General features: G+C 41.0%; 9 protein-coding genes and 1 pseudogene. 7 read left to right on the top strand and 3 right to left on the bottom strand.

Translation table 11 applies throughout. The features are described 5' to 3' along the window. Nucleotides 1-112: 112 nt before the first annotated feature. Nucleotides 113-361: pseudogene (locus HUK62_RS19050) on the bottom strand (transposase domain-containing protein); the annotation flags it as partial. 87 nt (nt 362-448) lie between these two features. Continuing rightward, a complete protein-coding gene (locus tag HUK62_RS09640; RefSeq protein ID WP_000257537.1) occupies nt 449-1,735 on the bottom strand; it encodes a GAF domain-containing protein in 1,287 nt (428 codons plus the stop codon). 873 nt (nt 1,736-2,608) lie between these two features. Here HUK62_RS09640 and HUK62_RS18890 point away from each other — a divergent pair. The 3 genes from HUK62_RS18890 to istB are packed head-to-tail and all read left to right on the top strand — an operon-like array spanning nt 2,609 to nt 4,890. Beyond that, nucleotides 2,609-2,788, top strand: a complete 180-nt coding sequence (locus HUK62_RS18890) for a hypothetical protein (protein ID WP_016167550.1) — start codon at nt 2,609-2,611, stop codon at nt 2,786-2,788. Between the two features lie 6 nt (nt 2,789-2,794). Further along, a complete protein-coding gene (istA, locus tag HUK62_RS09635) occupies nt 2,795-4,129 on the top strand; it encodes an IS21 family transposase (RefSeq protein WP_218015315.1) in 1,335 nt (444 codons plus the stop codon). Continuing rightward, entirely contained in the window at nt 4,126-4,890 is a 765-nt protein-coding gene (istB, locus tag HUK62_RS09630; RefSeq protein ID WP_016167552.1) for an IS21-like element helper ATPase IstB, read from the top strand. The genes istA and istB overlap by 4 nt, the downstream gene beginning before the upstream one ends. A 7-nt stretch (nt 4,891-4,897) precedes the next feature. Here istB and HUK62_RS09625 read toward each other — a convergent pair whose 3' ends face one another. After that, nucleotides 4,898-5,470 carry a metallophosphoesterase gene (locus HUK62_RS09625; protein ID WP_228723678.1) on the bottom strand — a complete coding sequence of 191 codons (573 nt, stop codon included), beginning with the start codon at nt 5,468-5,470 and terminating at the stop codon, nt 4,898-4,900. A gap of 579 nt (nt 5,471-6,049) precedes the next feature. On the opposite strand from HUK62_RS09625, the gene HUK62_RS09620 reads away from it, so the two are divergent. The 4 genes from HUK62_RS09620 to HUK62_RS09605 all read left to right on the top strand — a co-directional run bounded on the left by HUK62_RS09620 (nt 6,050) and on the right by HUK62_RS09605 (nt 16,443). After that, nucleotides 6,050-7,684: an HNH endonuclease gene (locus HUK62_RS09620; RefSeq protein WP_176538469.1), complete on the top strand. Its 1,635-nt coding sequence runs from the start codon at nt 6,050-6,052 to the stop codon at nt 7,682-7,684. Nucleotides 7,685-7,762: 78 nt separating this feature from the next. Beyond that, complete coding sequence (locus HUK62_RS09615; protein WP_176537736.1) at nt 7,763-8,347, top strand: class I SAM-dependent methyltransferase; 585 nt, start codon at nt 7,763-7,765, stop codon at nt 8,345-8,347. A 531-nt stretch (nt 8,348-8,878) separates the two neighbouring features. Continuing rightward, nucleotides 8,879-12,454 (top strand): hypothetical protein, encoded by a 3,576-nt coding sequence (locus HUK62_RS09610; RefSeq protein ID WP_176537735.1) that lies wholly within the window; start codon nt 8,879-8,881, stop codon nt 12,452-12,454. 5 nt (nt 12,455-12,459) lie between these two features. Continuing rightward, on the top strand, nt 12,460-16,443 hold the full coding sequence (locus tag HUK62_RS09605; RefSeq protein ID WP_104794878.1) for a hypothetical protein: 3,984 nt from the start codon (nt 12,460-12,462) through the stop codon (nt 16,441-16,443). The last annotated feature ends 13 nt before the right edge of the window (nt 16,444-16,456 follow it).

The following is a 16,456-nucleotide window of genomic DNA, read 5'->3' as shown; positions in this document are numbered from 1 at the left end:
AAACTTTTGGCTTTTCCGGTCGCAGGCTCTATAATTTGCTCGTTTAAATCCAACTCTTCGTCTAACGTCATCTATTTAGTGTGCATGCGGCCTCCGGAGCATTTTCCGTGGCTTATTTTACCGAAGCATCGGGATTGCTAAATAGAGCTGAACGCTGTAATGCGCTTTCGAACTGAGCTTTCCGTAACTTCGGCATTAGTTCATGTACCTTGCTTACTGGATGTTGGTTGACGCGCAGCAGCACGTCCGTCAGATAATCGTAAACGTTAATAGCAGTGTTGACCTTGCTTTGAATGACGCCAACATGCTTAGCACCAAGCTCCGTTCAGCAGAATCACAGCCAGTTTTTCAGTTATCCCAAGTGTCACTCTCAGATTAAAGGCCGCCATACCGGATGTAGTGCCAACAAGAAAACTAAAACACAACTTCGCTGATCATCGCTGAGTGTTTATAAATCGTCTCCCATCACCGGTATCGATAAGCAGATAAGCCTGGTTATGCCATTAGCAGTTCTTGAAGCATTCCTGCTTTCAATGTCGTCAACGTGATCACGATTTGAGTTGAGATAACGACTCTGTTGCTGAAGACTCTCAGTTAATTGCCACTCACCAGATTCAAGAACAGCACCCGCTAACTCGGCACATACTGTTGCAAAACCATAAAGCGCTTGATTATCGCGGGTAAAACGCAGCGGCATCGTCTGGCCTTTTACAAGAAGGGACCATTCCAAAACTCTGTACTTACCTTTTAATCGGTTACTGACAAAAATAGTTATACTTGTACCGCTGGCGCCAACAACTAAAAAGCTCGTGATAGCTAGTCCTATCAGAGACCATAACTCTGGTTTCCCACTTAGTAACAGTGGATTAGGCAAATGACTCCTCAAAACGAGATCAGCACCAAGGGTCAGCGCTGTTTTATACACTGCTTGTTCTAATAATGGAGTTGCATTGACCAGTGACGCAACAGCATCACAACTATAAGGTTCTAGAACTGCCGTAGCTCTCAACCATTCTGTTTCATGGGCAATCGCCAACAAATTTGACCAAATTCGAACCAGTGCCGCTATATGAATGGAGTTTTCATCAGTCAGGACGGTTTGATTAAGCTGCTTATCCAGTTCCTGATGCCAGTATTGGTATTGGCTTGTCAAAAGTACAAACAACTCAGATTGAAGCAACTTATTATTAGTTACCGGTCTTATCCTATTTGACATCTCATTGAATAGTTGTATAAATTTTTTGTCTGCTTGTTGCTCACGCTTTAGCAGATCTTGCTGTTGTTGAAGCATCTGTAAATCGTATTCAATGGCCTGCTTAAAAAGTGTGAGTAAGGAACAGTGTTGTGATGCCCGATCTGGGCTTGAAAAGTCCAACATACACAAAGTACCGAAAGTTTTTCCGCTAGGCCAAAGCAATGGCAGGCCATAGTAATAACTAAAGCCTGCTGCAAATGTTGGGTTATTGTTTTCATATCGGGTACCGATTGCATTTTCAACTAGTAATGGCTGGTTACTGGAAATGACTTGGGAACAATAAGTGTTAAGTGCCAATGGAACAGGTTCACCGCAATAAAAAGTTGGTACTGACACACTGCCAACAGCCTGACAAATTTCGTTTTTATCTAATCGATTAATCAGCACACAAGGCACTTCCGCGACTTGAGCCATCGAGTTTACAATGCCTTGCCAGCGCTCTAGGAGCAGAGCGGTTTCTATGCTCAAATCTACTGCCATTTGTTCCCTCAGTATTTAAATAGTCCCCTTTTGCATCATTCGATCTTGTTTATCTCAGAGTATCAAACAGGAAACAAAGTGATTGATGTCAATCAGGGAATTAGCAGCATTGATGCATTAAGCGGCGCACATACACTCTAAGTAAAGTGCTTAAGTCTGATTATGGCAAGAAATTGTTACTTTGTCAGGGATAGTCAACACTTTATTAGCGAGAGACTTGCTTGGCTGACATTTAAGACAAATCGCGAGATTCCAAATCTGCCACCAACAGTCGGAACTGAGTAACTCACTTGAGCTTTAAAAAGTAAAGCATTGAAATATTTATGGTATTTATACATCCTACCTAGCTCACAGCAGAGTTTAGCATCGTGCATTAATATGACCTTACACTAAAAATACGTACTAGTTGACGTCTATCAAACTCGTTTACGAGATAGTGTAGTGGTCGACAAATTTTGGCCACATCGTTATTGCCTAATAACCGATGCTCTCTTTAAATGCGAAATGAGTAGTGCACGCATTTTTAGCCTTTTGGCAAAACGTTGATGTCTCGAAATTTTCAAGCGCTGTGCCTTGTTTATTTTCAGAAACGTCTGCTTTCAGTGAGTTCCTGATGCTCGGGCGCTCTAAATTATGGGTATAGACAATCTGATTTGCCCTATATTTGCAGTTTTTCGTGAACCCTTAATTTCACAACTCTTTTAATCTGATATCCAAAGTCTGCATCCATACATAGCCCCTACGTAAACTGTCTAATAAGTCACATTATACGAACTATTGTGTTCGGCGACAATTAGGATGACCGGTTGACGACAATTATCTTGGCCGGTTGGGTGTCACAATAGGTACCTTGTTTTCTGTTCGGAGTTCAAGGTGCCTGGACAACATATCACCCACCGACAAGAGGAGCTGTATATGCAGCATCGCCAACAAGGCATGACTCAAGAAATCGCTGCTGCGAAGTCTGCCATTTCCCCCCGCACTGCCCGACGTATTGAGCAGTCCAACACCTTACCCCGCGCTAAAGCTGATAGAGATTGGCGCACCCGCTAAGATCCACTGGAAGCCGTATGGGAAACCGATCTAGTTGTTCTTTTAAACGCTAAACCAGAGCTTACGCCTATTACTTTGCTGGAGCATTTGCAGGCGCTCTATCCAAACCAATATGACCAGCGAATTCTGAGAACATTGCAGCGTCGGGTTAAGAAATGGAAAGCACTACATGGCCCGGAGAAAGATGTCATCTTCCGCCAGCAAGCTCAACCCGGTTTACAGGGCTTCTCTGATTTTACTCATCCTGATAGCCCGATCACCATTAAGCAGCAACCCTTTGCTCATTTGCTGTATCAGTTCCGCCTCGCTTATAGCGGCTGGCGTTCCATCACTGTGGTTCAGGGTGGTGAGAGCTATTCTGCCTTATCTACCGGTTTACAGCGTGCGCTGACGCAGGCTGGTGGCTGTCCGGTGGAGCATCGCACCGATAGCCTCAGTGCCGCCAGGAACAATACGCAAAATGTCTGGACAGATGCCTATCAGGACTTGTGCGAGCATTACAACATGACGCCAACGCGCAATAACCTGGGGCAATCGCATGAGAACGGCGTAGTGGAGTGCGCTAATGGCTCATTTAAACGCCGTCTGGCGCAGCACCTGCTACTTCGCGGCCACAGTGACTTTGACAGTATCGAAGCCTACCAGGCCTTTATTGATCAAATCGTCGGCAAGCTAAACCAGCGCTCACGCAGCCGCTTTTTAGAAGAACAGCAAACCCTGCAAGCCTTACCGGAATATGATGCTGTTGATTACACCTTGCTGAGCATTAAAGTCACCCGTAGTGCCACCATTGAAGTGCGCCGGGTGGTGTACAGCGTGCCATCACGACTGATTGGCGAACGCCTGCAAGTACGGCTGTATCATAACAAACTGGTGCTCTATGTGGGCCAGCAAGTGGCGCTGACCTTGCCACGAATTTACCCGGCCCTCGGCCAAAGCCGTGCACGTTGTATCAACTACCGGCATATTATCCGCTCACTGGCCGCTAAACCGCAGGCGTTTCGTTACTCGCAACTGCGGGATGATATCTTACCTGACGACAATTACCGGCAGTTGTGGCAGTTAGTGGATGATGCGTTACCAGCACAGGATGCCTGTAAATGGATAGTCACGGTGTTATGGCTGGCGAGCGAATACGATAGCGAACAAGAGCTGGGAGAGACCTTGTTGCAAGAGGCCAGAGCCGGTCTGTTTGAAAGTGCCAAAACCATTCAGGAGCGCTTTTACACCCCGCAAAGCGCACCAGACATTAAGACAAAGCAACATAACCTGCTAAGTTATGATGCACTGCTAACGTCATTAAAGGCACAGGCGAAACACGATGTGGAGGTGCCATTTTGACTTCCTCCGTTGCATTACTGCTCAAAGAATTAAGGCTGCCGGCGTTCGTCAGGCACTATGAAAAACTCTGGCAAACCGCGGTAGAAAAAGGCTGGTCGCACAGTGACTACCTTGCGGCATTATGCGAATACGAGCTCGCAGAGCGCTTTACACGGCGCACACAAAGCTGGGTACGCGAAGGGAGGCTGGCACCGGGAAAAACCTTAAGCACTCTGGATAACAGCGTGCTCAGCCGGACAAATCAAGCGCTCATCGCCAAGTTGCACCAAGACCTGTCCTGGGCACATCACGCCGATAATATCCTGCTGATTGGCCCCAGTGGCACCGGCAAAACACACATAGCCAATGCATTGGGTTACCGGCTGATTGAGCAAGGCATACGCTGCAAACTGTTTCCAGCCATTGGCTTGGTACAACAGTTACAACAAGCCAAGCGCGAACTGGATCTGATGAGCGAGATGAGCAAGCTGGATAAGTATCAGGTGATCATCATTGATGACATTGGTTATGTGAAAAAAACCGATGCAGAAACCCAGGTACTGTTTGAATTTATCGCGCATCGATATGAAAGCGGTAGCCTGATCATCACAGCCAATCACCCGTTTAGTGCATGGGATCAGATCTTCCCAGACAGCATGATGACGGTAGCGGCCATAGATCGGCTGATCCACCACGCGACAATTATAGAATTAGAAGGAGAAAGCTATCGAAAACAACATCAGTTAAAACAAGCTGGAAGTAGGAAAAATGAGAAAACCTAACCGGCCATCATAATTGACGCGAACCGGCCAAGATAGTTGACGCCGAACAACAAGCTAAATGAGGCGGGAAGTGAGTAATGACAATCACATTATCTTGATCCTTAAATTTCATAATATTTTCATGATATTTTTTAAATAATTCTATGTAGTCATTAGCAGTTATCGTTCGATGATCACTGTCAATCATGATTTGATCGAAATCATAAATCGATTGTTCAGCATCTTTTTGGGACTGTAAAAGTACCTCAGGAGATGTAAGTGGTGAATTGGAGCGAAAGTTCGTAAACAGCGTGCCACCTACAAATATTTTATCTTGAATTTTGATATGGTTGTCATCAAGTAGTGCATTTTTTGGGTAGTTTTCTTTCAAGAAATTCACGACTGAACTGTAGTTAGAGCTGTAGTAATCATGATTACCTAAAACAAAGATAAATTTTTTATTCAGAGATTTACATTTTTCGGCAAACTCAATTGCACCACTTAAGCGATTAGAAAAATCGCCAGCGTGAATAATGACATCAGCTTGCTCTGATATTGAATATTTAGAATTGTGAGTATCCGATAAAATTTGCAGTTTCAATCTACTTCCTTTATTAAATCACGCTGCTTAAATATATAGAGTTTCATTGCGATCAGTTTACATCAACTAAATATTAGAAATTATAAGATACTCATCTGTATCTTTAAGCCTATAAAAATATAGGTAATTATTTTTGAATCAATTGATTAAATATTAATCATAAAATTTGACCAATTGAATTTATGCACATAAGATAAAGATGTTACAGCAAATTCTGTGACCAGGCGTGGAAACCTGTTACTCAACGAACTAGAGAGTCGCTTTTAGTGGCTCTTTTGTGTCTACATGGCGCTTTTATGGTAAGCCAGGTAGGGCAGTCTTTGACTGGCCGTTTCGTTGAGCGGTATTTCCACACCCTATTTGGTTTGCCTCCATCTCGTGGAAAGGATGTTGGCAAACGACAATCTATCAACGAGGTTTAAAATGCGTCTTTATACTATTTCTATCTGTTTTTTCTCTAGCAAAAAGATACTTCTGAATTAATGAATATTTAATTCATTAATCGCTAACTTTAATTTTAATTACTTCTAATTTCGTAATCTTACGAGATATAGAGAAGTATTGCCTAGAGAAAATAAAATGGCCCGTACTAAGCTTTTAACCAATATTATTCAAAGAAAAATGATGGTGCCTGACGAAATGTCGCACTCAAATCTGCACCATAACTTTGAAATATCACTTTATGACTTCGCCAACCATGAGATTCTAGAAAAACTATATAAAGCAGACAATCAACGCTCCACAGAGTGCTGGAGCCCTGCTGAAATTCAGGAGTTTATTCTAAACTGTTTGAATGATCGTAATGTCAATTTATGCGTTCGCTATTGGAAAGATGCTGCTGGTAATATTTATATCATCGATGGTGGGCACAGGATTTCAATTATCTATGCTTGGATCAAAAGATACTTTATTGATGAGCAAGTAATAGGAGCCCCAAAATTCACGGCACCACAAAAACGAGATATTCGTCAGATTCGTAATCGATTAGGTGGATTAGCTGATTTTCAAGAGTTATGTAGCGATTCTGATTTTCAGCAAAAATTAAAATCAACCAAAATTAATTTTATTGAAGTGATTGGGACACCTGAGGAAGCTCGAAAAGCCTTTTGTTCAATCAATTCGGATACGAAACGATTAGATCCAGATGAAGAATATCATTTACAAAATAGGGGAAGTGATGCTTTTTATGTGATTTATGCGTGTTGTTATATAAACGATAATAAATCCAACTTGGCTGAACTGAATTACGAGCGGATAAATGAAGTGATCACTTTGGGTGAGCAAATTCATGATCATCTTTTTAAGATAATACTTTTAGAGCCAGATTTAACACACGGTAAAAAAATCGGCTTGGTCAATGAACTCCTGAATATCATGTTTGGTGATACTAGCCAGAATACTGTGAATATAGACCAAGGTCAGCGTGTAGAAAATTTAATGCTAAAACTTAGAGTTGTGCTGTGTCGTATCGCAACACCACCAATTAGTATTCGGATTCCAAGTTTGGGCTTACACCCAAAACTATATTTTTATAAAGATAATCGTTTTCAAGTGACATCCTTTTTGGCCTGGTTCTCTATCGTCTGTGAAATTGAACAAGACTGTTTTGAAATACAGAATAAAAAGTTAGATTTTATTGGATTTACTCGAGCACGCCGTGGTGTTGAAAGTTTAATTGAAAAAATTCCTGTGGCCATCAAAGAAACTGTCGGTAAGTTTGGTAGCGGGATCAGATCACATGAGCGATTGAAGAACGTGTATCAAGCCTTTATCTGTATTGGACTCAATATGGATTTAGATTTTGAAGATGAAGTTTGTTTGAACACCGTCATTCTTTCGATGAGTCAATCATTTGATTATATTAATTTTAATGATTTTTACCTTGAACGTTTTGATGGTGATTATGATGAGAGCGTTGTGGATGATGTTGTGAGCTTTGTGAAATCAGTAAGACTAACAAAGAAGAAAAAACCTCTAAATTTTTCACTCGCGACCAAAAGAAATCTTTATCAACGTGAGGAAAGGAAAACATGGAGCTATTGCGAAGTATGTGATAGCGCTTTATACCTTGAATCGACTGAAGTAGATCATCGAGAATCGAAAGCAGAAGGTGGTTACGGTGTTTTAGAAAATGGAGCAATTATTCATCCGATATGTAATCGTTTTAAGTCAGATCGTGCTTTGGAAGAAGTAAGAGCAGATTTATTTGACTAAAAAGATAAGGGAGCAAATGCTCCCTTATTTTTTTGTTTTTTAGTAGACTGGGGTTAGTATTTAGCCTAAGCAACCAATATGAAAACAATAGACTATTACAACCAATACGCAGATCAATTTTTACAAGCCACGTTGTATGTGGATATGGAAAGCCTATACCAACCATTTTTAGCTGAGTTGCCAGATTCAGCACGCATCCTGGATTTAGGCTGTGGCTCAGGGCGTGACACTTTGGCTTTTAAAAATAAAGGCTATCAAGTTGATGCTATCGACTATTCTGAAGTATTGGTCGAACGAGCGAGCCAACTGACTGGTATCGCTGTTCAGCAGCTAAGTTTTTATGAGCTTGATATGCACGATGTTTATGATGGGGTATGGGCATGTGCCTCTTTACTACATTGTGCTCGTAACAGTCTCCCTGATGTTTTAAAACGTATTCATGCTGCATTACGCCGTGGCGGTGTGTGCTATATGTCTTTTAAATATGGAACAGCAGATAGAGTAAAAGGCGGTAGGGCGTTTACTGACTTAAATGAAGAGCAGGCTCAGGAATTGTTAGACCAGTTGAATGGGGTTAGGGTATTAAAACAGTGGATTACAGTAGATCAGCGACCTGATCGACAAGAAAAATGGCTGAATGTACTTTGGAAAAAACATGCCTGATTTTATTCTTACAGCTCAAAAAAATTGAAATTCCTAAAAAATATCAAACTGGTTCTATAGTCGGAGAGTTTTAGTGGTCATTATAAATTTGCACTATTGATTATTCTCAAACGATTAGCTATTGAAAAATGGCAGGACACAAGGATTACATAACTGATTGGGTGTGGCATTCGAATCATGAAAGACCACACCAAGCTAACAAAGGAAGATCACCTTTAATGGCTGCTTAACCTCTACTTATAACCTCGGTTATTTATAGGCTACCGAGGATTCCATGGTTTTTAATCCGCGTCTGTTTATGAAGTCATTTTACTGTACAAGTTTCCAAGTTATATAGAAAATTATGGTTATCAATATGATTTAATTACCCCCATAATATCAAGATATGTGTGGCGATTTAAGAAATCTCTAAATAACTTATATTTACATTCTTAATTAAAAAAAATATGATCAAAGTTCAGACAGAGGATTTTGATATTTAATAAATATAAAAATATCTCTTAGTGCCAACTTTGTCATGGATAAAACTTAATGCAATTAAATAACAACGGTTCTAGTACTGAACTCAGTACACTCGCACCTAAAATAATTCTTTCCCCTTTATTAAAAGCTATGGTGGGGACTCTGAAAAACCATCAATCAGATCATTTCTTCAATTATTATGGGCCTTCTCATAATTTGCATTTTGATGCCACCGCTTTTGTGTCTGCAGTATTTAAGCAGATCGGGACTAAAAACGATTCAAAGCCAATTTATAACATCATCAAAGATATTCAATTATTACCTGAAGATTCAAAACTCAGAATAAGCACTTTATTTGATAAGGAATCTGAAGCTAAAACTGCCCAGACCTATCGTGATTTAGACCAAGTGATGTCTGAAATTGTTCAGCAAGTACTTCAAAATGCTCCGACAGGTATGGCACTGAATTCTCTCAACCAATTCTTAGGCGATCTCAAATATTCTGATCCAGTGATTGCCAAAAATTCTCAGTATCCTATGCAAGTCAAAGGACAATCCAAAGTAGCTTCTTTGCAATATACAAACGACTTAAAAGCAAAAGATGGCGAATTACGACTTTTCACTGTCACTGAAGAAATCAGCAAACCTCAATGGGTGAAAGAGGTTTGTGAGGCAATCAAAGCCATTGTGAAGCAGTCCTACTCAGCTAGTGAAAAGATGCCATTAGAGGTTGCTGAACGTATGCAGGAAATTCTTGATGATGAATGTTCTGCTGAAAATAATGATATCCAAAATCTACTTCATTTCGTAGAAATCAAAGCACTATCACGAGCTCGTATCCGAAATTGCTTCAAAATTATGGAGATCATTGCGGATCACATTGAGAAGACTGAGCGTAACGATTTCAAGCGTGAGTCCGCTGTTTCTTATATCCGTAAAGCGATTGCTTTCTTTGAGATTTTTGGTAATCGAATTGCTCCATGGAATGAGGAAACAACGGAAAGCATTAAGGACTATAGTATTGACTTTAGTGCTATCTATGGCGCTGTAGGTAAAGTTGATTTTAATGGTTTGCTGGCCTATGTTGGAGCAACAGATGCTTTGCCAATCTGGGTAAAACCAAAAATTGAAATGAATGATATTCGTCATGAGGATAAGGACGGGCTATCTCTAAAACGTGAAGTCACTTATGCCTTTCGGGTGAATGGGGAGTTTGTTAAAGAGGAAAAAGTAAGTTCATTTAATTCTAAGTTGCAGATCAATTATAAGACAAGCAAAGGCAACCGTTCGGGTACAGATACCATGCTGACTGCTTATGAAGCTCGTCTGCATACTATCAATAAAGCATTGCTGCTGAAGGATATTGTGGATGATAAAGGTCAGCCGATTTCTGAAGAGCGATTAAGCAAAGAGTGCTCAGATCGCGTTGCTCAAGTAGAGATGTTCCAGCTCATTATGATGTACTTCGTCCTATCCGGGGCAGATATGAAGATTTCAGATTTTGAAGGGGCATTCAATAAACTGGTTGATGCATTCAAGAATCCTCAAAAAATCCGACTTAACCTTACTCGTATCTTAGACGAAAAGCTCAATACCGAAAAAATGCATGAGCGAATGGAGGCGATCACGTCTACGATCACTACAGCGCTCAAAGCGAATCTGGATTCCATCATTAGTGAGATGGAAAAGGATAGTAGTCTTAAAACTGTACTCTACATCCTTCCAAGTATTGTGAATCTAGATGTATTCAAGAGTTCAATTGGTGAAGATGCTGAACAGTTCTTTAGTATATTTAAGGGTAAAGAATCGAACTTTTACAGCTACATCTCGATGGTGGATGCTAGCCGTAAAAAGTTGGCGAAAATGAGCCAAGACGAAATCATTCGAAAGAATGATTATGCTCGTAAAGCCCTAAGCGAGATTGAGTTTAATTCCACACTGAAAATTCGAACGTTGGTACCGATTGAGAATCCTAATACCGACCTAGATCAATTTGATGTCGCTCGTAATCTGAATATTCCTTGTTTACCAGTATTGATGGTGCCGACCAACAAGAAGGTCAGCGACAATGGGCTGCCACATTTTTATCATCCTGAGAGCTTAAGTTATGACAACTTGTTATCTAAATACAAGGTCATGATTCATTATTCATCTAAGCTATTTCGATTGAGTGACCTAAAAGGCGGCCATGCTCAATTATGTTTGGATGAAAAAGAAAATGCTTTGATCATCAGTACGTCATGTTTTTCGATTGCGATTCATCTATTCCTTAAACATCTGGTTAAAGAAGTAAAAAATCAACTGGGTATTGAAGAGCGCTTATATGTACCTCTAATGCGAATTGACTCAGTTGATGAACATGAGAATGAAGAAAAAGCCCAATTTCAAAGGAAATCAAAAAAGATCCAAAAAGGTGGGTTTAATCCTGAGTGTAAACGAGCGTATGCCACCGCTTATACCCTTGAGAAGTTGCTGAACAATGATGATGCTATTGTGAAGGTACAGGGCCTTAAGTATCAACCAGATCCTATGCCTTATGATAATCAAAATGGTGAGCGAGTTTGTGCCCCGGTGAACCTCGCAATGGATAAAACCGTGACTTACCGTATTCAGGCTGCAATTGAAGCACTGTCAGGATATTCAGAAATCATCATCCCATTTGAGGGCACTAAGGATAAAATTGCCTGTATTAGCTATAACTCTCGACCTGAGAATGATGTGGAATTTAAGTATCAGCATCAGAAGGATTTGCTACTGCTTAAACCAGATTATGGCTACATCTGCTACGTCTATACACTTGAGCGTATCAACGATAAACAGGGGCGCTTATCACTACAGAAGGTCAGTCATGCCCCAGTTGCTGAAGACCATCTGAGAACAAGTAAGGCGATGCACCGTATCATCGAAAAACTGCGGTCAGATGGTTTTGAAGATGTTGTATTGCTTTCACACCATTTTGCACAGCGTAAGATCGGTAAGACTGAAACCAGCAACTTGATTCATGAAAGTGAAAGCGCTTTGGATCAACTTGATCAATTGTTCCCGGATATGAATTTCTATCCATTCCAGTCTGATACGATCCCAGCACTGAGCTTAAAAACCAGTGATAACAGTCGTGTCTATGAGGTACCGCACCATCAGTACCATACGGCGATTATCAATCAAAAAGAATATAAACAATCCTTGTCCGTATATAGCTTTGCGACTAAACGTACTGTGGGTGTTCGTACTCAGAATGGTATTTGTTCGTATTTCTATATGCTAACCAGTCAGGAGCATTCGATTCATAACGATAAGCGAATCAGATTGCACAGTAAAATTATTGATGTGAATGATTCCAATGAAATGAAATCAATTCGCTCTGTATTGCGTGGTCTGCATTACTTTGAGTCTGAACGTCCTACAGCTGGCAAAAACTTCACTCCGGTACTTGAGCCTTCCCATATTCGTGGCACCACTGGCATTCAAGAGCTTGGTGAAGTCATCGTGTCGAGTCGTCTAAATAAAGGCGAAGTCGTCATGAGTCTGCCAGCCTTAATCGGCAAGCTCGAAGAATACGTTATTCTGAAGAATGAAGACTTGATTGATCCAATCGAGCCGATTCCAGAGGGAGCTGAAGAAATTTTAGCGACTGATGTGGAGTAAGCGTCGTGGTGAACAATGAAGCCAAAGTTTGGGGCGAGGTTTATGAGATCGCTGTTAAACGTGGTTCGATTATGGCTTTGCTTGATGCAAAGCTATTATCAGCCAGCCATCCTGTAGTAGCAGAATGGAATAGTAAACAGATTGCTGATGTCTTTCAGGAAATGAAGGAAGCGCTATATAGCGATGTCATTAATGCCGCTATCCATGAAAATATCGAAAGCTATTTTCAGCAATTGATAAAAACTGGATTCGGGCATGGTTATACCAATACTCGTGAGTTTCTAAGAAAGATCAAGCCAAAAGGTATTGCAAGGGCTAAAACGGCGAATGCAAGACCAAATTGGAGCTTATCTGGCATTTGGTGTCCACTGACAATGCCAAATGATATAACCCAGACCATTGTAGATGACTACACAACTGAGGAAGAACATATTGCTATTAAAGCCTTCAAGGAGAAGGCGTTGGAAACATGGAATCAACAATTCAGTCTTACCCACGCTAAAATGTTTGGTAAGGGTATGTTTGGTCGTGCTGATTTCCTGGCGGTAATCAAAGTCAAATCCAACTATCATGTGCTGGTTCAGGAATATTCATTATTTTACGTTTTAGGTGAACCAGAACAATTCAACGCCAAGGATTCTTGTACCTATTTGCAAGAGTACAAGCGTTACATCAAACATTTTGAATCCCAAAGTGTTTTCTCATACGTGAATGCAGAAGCTCAAGAGATCCCATTTAAGTTCTCAAAAAAACTACGTGAATACTTGAGAGCCTATGTTCGTAAGGAAAAAGTCCTATTTAAGATGGCGCAAGGCTGCTCGTATGCAACCACTTTTGTTGATTCTTTTAAATGGAAGTTTGAACAAGATGACATGCCAAATATTCGTCTGAGTGTGATGGCGATTACCAGCCGGGGAAGTGAATACATTTCTGCTGAATTTGCGGATAAAGATAAATCCCCAGAGCTGGAAATTATGTATCAGCTGGGCAAGGAGTATCAGGATAACGTTCTGAGTCTGGACGATATGGATGAACGTACGAAACTGCAAGTTGAGATTCTGAATTATCTGGTGAATGAACCTGTCAAAAACATCTCGGAAATCGTGTCCAAAAATATTAGCGATATTTCCTACGGTCAGGATCTTACTTTCACTATTACCGAAAGGCTTAAGGATTTTGTGAATCCTAACCAGCCACTGGCTTTAGAGTGGGTTTTTGACTTGATAGATCGGCAAGTCGATGACGAAGACCATAACCAAAAACTTAAAGAGATGGTGCTGGCTGAGTTTAAAACAATTCGTAAGGGAAGAATTGAGAATAAAACTTCATTCACCTTACGTGATTTGCATAAATGCGCCGTAGTACTGGCACTGAAGGAAAGTAAACAAGGTCGGGTGAATTTCATCTGTTTGACTGGTACGCCGGGGATTGGGAAAACATCGAGCGTTAAGACTTTGCTGGCAGATTTGGAAGGCTTTTTTTTCTTTTATACCAGTCCGCGAGTGTTGATTAACGATGATGTGGTGGGTGATTTATCTAAAATCTCAGCCACGATTACCAGTAACAGTGATGTGGTGACACAGGCACAGCAAATCTATTCGAAGATTCACAACAAGGATTGTAAGGTGAATGCTCGTGGTGCCGCTATTGTGGGTGGTGTTGAAAATCTGAAGATAGATCATGGCTCAAGTGTTCTATTGTTCAAACAAGATGAATACCGGAAGCTCAAAGACCTGGAACAGAATGCAAATGCCAATAGACGCTATGCCAATACCTCAGAATCTAAAATTACGGCAACCAATAAGAAGTTTGCTAGAGTGTTTGATTCATTAGGGGAAGCGACCCAGCAATTGCTTGGGTTCCATCCAGAGCTCAATAAGCTGACGATGACTGTAGCAAGTCAGGCATTCATGCCATATAACACCACCCCAGCTGGACCACGAAACCCAAGGGAAACCCAAAATAAAATTGTGGCAGCTTCCAGTTTGGATGGGTTGGAAAAAATGTTCCAATACAAAATCGATAAGAAGCCGACAGAGGCCAAAATCGAACGTAGAGAGTTTGCCAAAAAGTTCCCTAACATTGTGGTGATGTTTGATGAAATTACAGGGGATTCAGGCACACGTACTTTTATCAATGAGATGCTGAAATTCCTTTCCAAAAACTTCATTGAACCGTTTCAAGGTAATTCACCATTTACGGTGACTGTGATTCTTGCTGATGCATCCCTCAGTAATGTGAATGCAATCCAGAACTACATGAAGAAACAGGATCAGTTACCAGCAAAAATGTTCATCTCTCCATCTTTGGGTAATTTCCCATTCAAGATGCAGACTGCAGATCTGGATGATGGTAACTGTGTTCGCTCTAGTATCCATATCATGGCGAACTGTTACCCGGCAAGTGATCTTAAAATCCAATATATGCTCAAGCAATACGCCGTAGTCCCTGAAACAGATGATTTTGGCTTGGATAAGAACCTGACTCATTTATTTCGCCAGAAAGCTGGGGAAAGGACTCAACAGACTGCTATCGAGCTTATCCAAAAGAATCTTGAAGATGGTAAAAAGCAAGTTATCTACTTTGCTCAGGATAAAAATGCATTGGCCGCACTCAGAGATGCATTAGTCGATGAAGGAGTGGTTGAACGCTCCAAGATTGGCATTTTTGATAGCCAGTTAATGGGATACCACCGTTCAGAGTTGCTGGATCGCAAAGAGAAATTGCAAGTCGTACTGATTACTTCGACTGCGGCTAGGGGGATTTCATTCCCAAACTGTGATTCAATCATTGCTGCCATGCCTCGTTTCGCAATTGAAGCCTCTTTAATGGAAATCGCCCAGCTTGTTTACCGGGGACGTGGTGGATATTTGGATAAAGAGAAAAATGAGTGGGTCAACGGCGATGAACGTGATCGTCTGCTGACGATTCTGGTAGAAGATTTCTACTTGGTATCTAATGATGAAACTCAGACAGAGCTTGAATATAAAGTTAAGAGCTCACTGGATATGCTCTCAATTTTCATGCTTATTCGTGGGACTTTATACACTCGTATCACTGGGGATGCTGGCTTCAAAAAAACTCAAATTGCCATGATCCCAATTGGTGAGGTGAAGAATAAGGCCAGTGATAAACCGGGGCTGGCTTCTTTGATCAGGGATTTTATGAAGGACGTGAATAGTGTTCTTTATAAGATTGCTGCAACCGAGGGTGAATTGGTTGGAAGGCTTAAGGCTGTAGTAGAGAAGGCCCAAACGGTTTACTCAGCAAATAAGCTCAGTTCTACCTATAGCACTAAGACCAACAAATACCGAAGTTTTTACACGCCGACATTAACGCCTGAGTTAAAAGAACTTCAGTTCTACGAGAAATGGTGCCGGGACCATCATTCGCTTAAGTCTAGACTACTCACCATTAGCGATCAGGAAGATGCTTTGACCATTCCTGAAAATATCTATATCTGTGGTCCTGTGATTATGGAAGATCGCTCGAACTTCGGTAACAAGGAGTCGTTTGATATTGCCAATGACAATTTCTCACAGGATTCATTAAGGACATTCCTGAATGAGTTGATCGCCGTGCAGATGAGATTCCCTCAGTTGAATGCCTATAAGAACATTCAAAAGCATATCAGAGAGATCACAAATATGATTTCTGCTGTTCTTGAATCAGAAACAGATAGCTACACGAAAGAAGTTGAACAACAGGGCATGATGCGTAAGCTCTGGGTGACGTACCCGATAGCAGCAAATGAGCTGGTTAAACTTCAAGACAAGAGCTTTGATAAAGACTGGTTTGATGCATTGAGCTTTGAGCTGAGAGTGAGGAATGCAGAGTTTCCGGTAATGCCAGAATATCGGGATCATCCATTTCGGGGTACTCAGCAATTATCGGGACATCCTGTGTTTGAAAGGTTATTCGAGCAGACGAATTTCATGCTTTGTCGGGAATTAAACTTGGTGAATACTTTGACTATGTTTAATGAATGATCCAAATTATATT

Source organism: Acinetobacter sp. NEB 394 (assembly GCF_013374795.1).
GTDB classification, from domain to species: domain Bacteria; phylum Pseudomonadota; class Gammaproteobacteria; order Pseudomonadales; family Moraxellaceae; genus Acinetobacter; species Acinetobacter johnsonii.
This window is presented reverse-complemented; position numbering and strand designations above follow the sequence as displayed.

Coding starts and splice junctions, on each gene's coding strand:
- HUK62_RS09640 (WP_000257537.1), bottom strand. CDS start 1,735: ATGGCAGTAGATTTGAGCATAGAAACCGCTCTGCTCCTAGAGCGCTGG.
- HUK62_RS09620 (WP_176538469.1), top strand. CDS start 6,050: ATGGCCCGTACTAAGCTTTTAACCAATATTATTCAAAGAAAAATGATG.
- HUK62_RS09615 (WP_176537736.1), top strand. CDS start 7,763: ATGAAAACAATAGACTATTACAACCAATACGCAGATCAATTTTTACAA.
- HUK62_RS09610 (WP_176537735.1), top strand. CDS start 8,879: ATGCAATTAAATAACAACGGTTCTAGTACTGAACTCAGTACACTCGCA.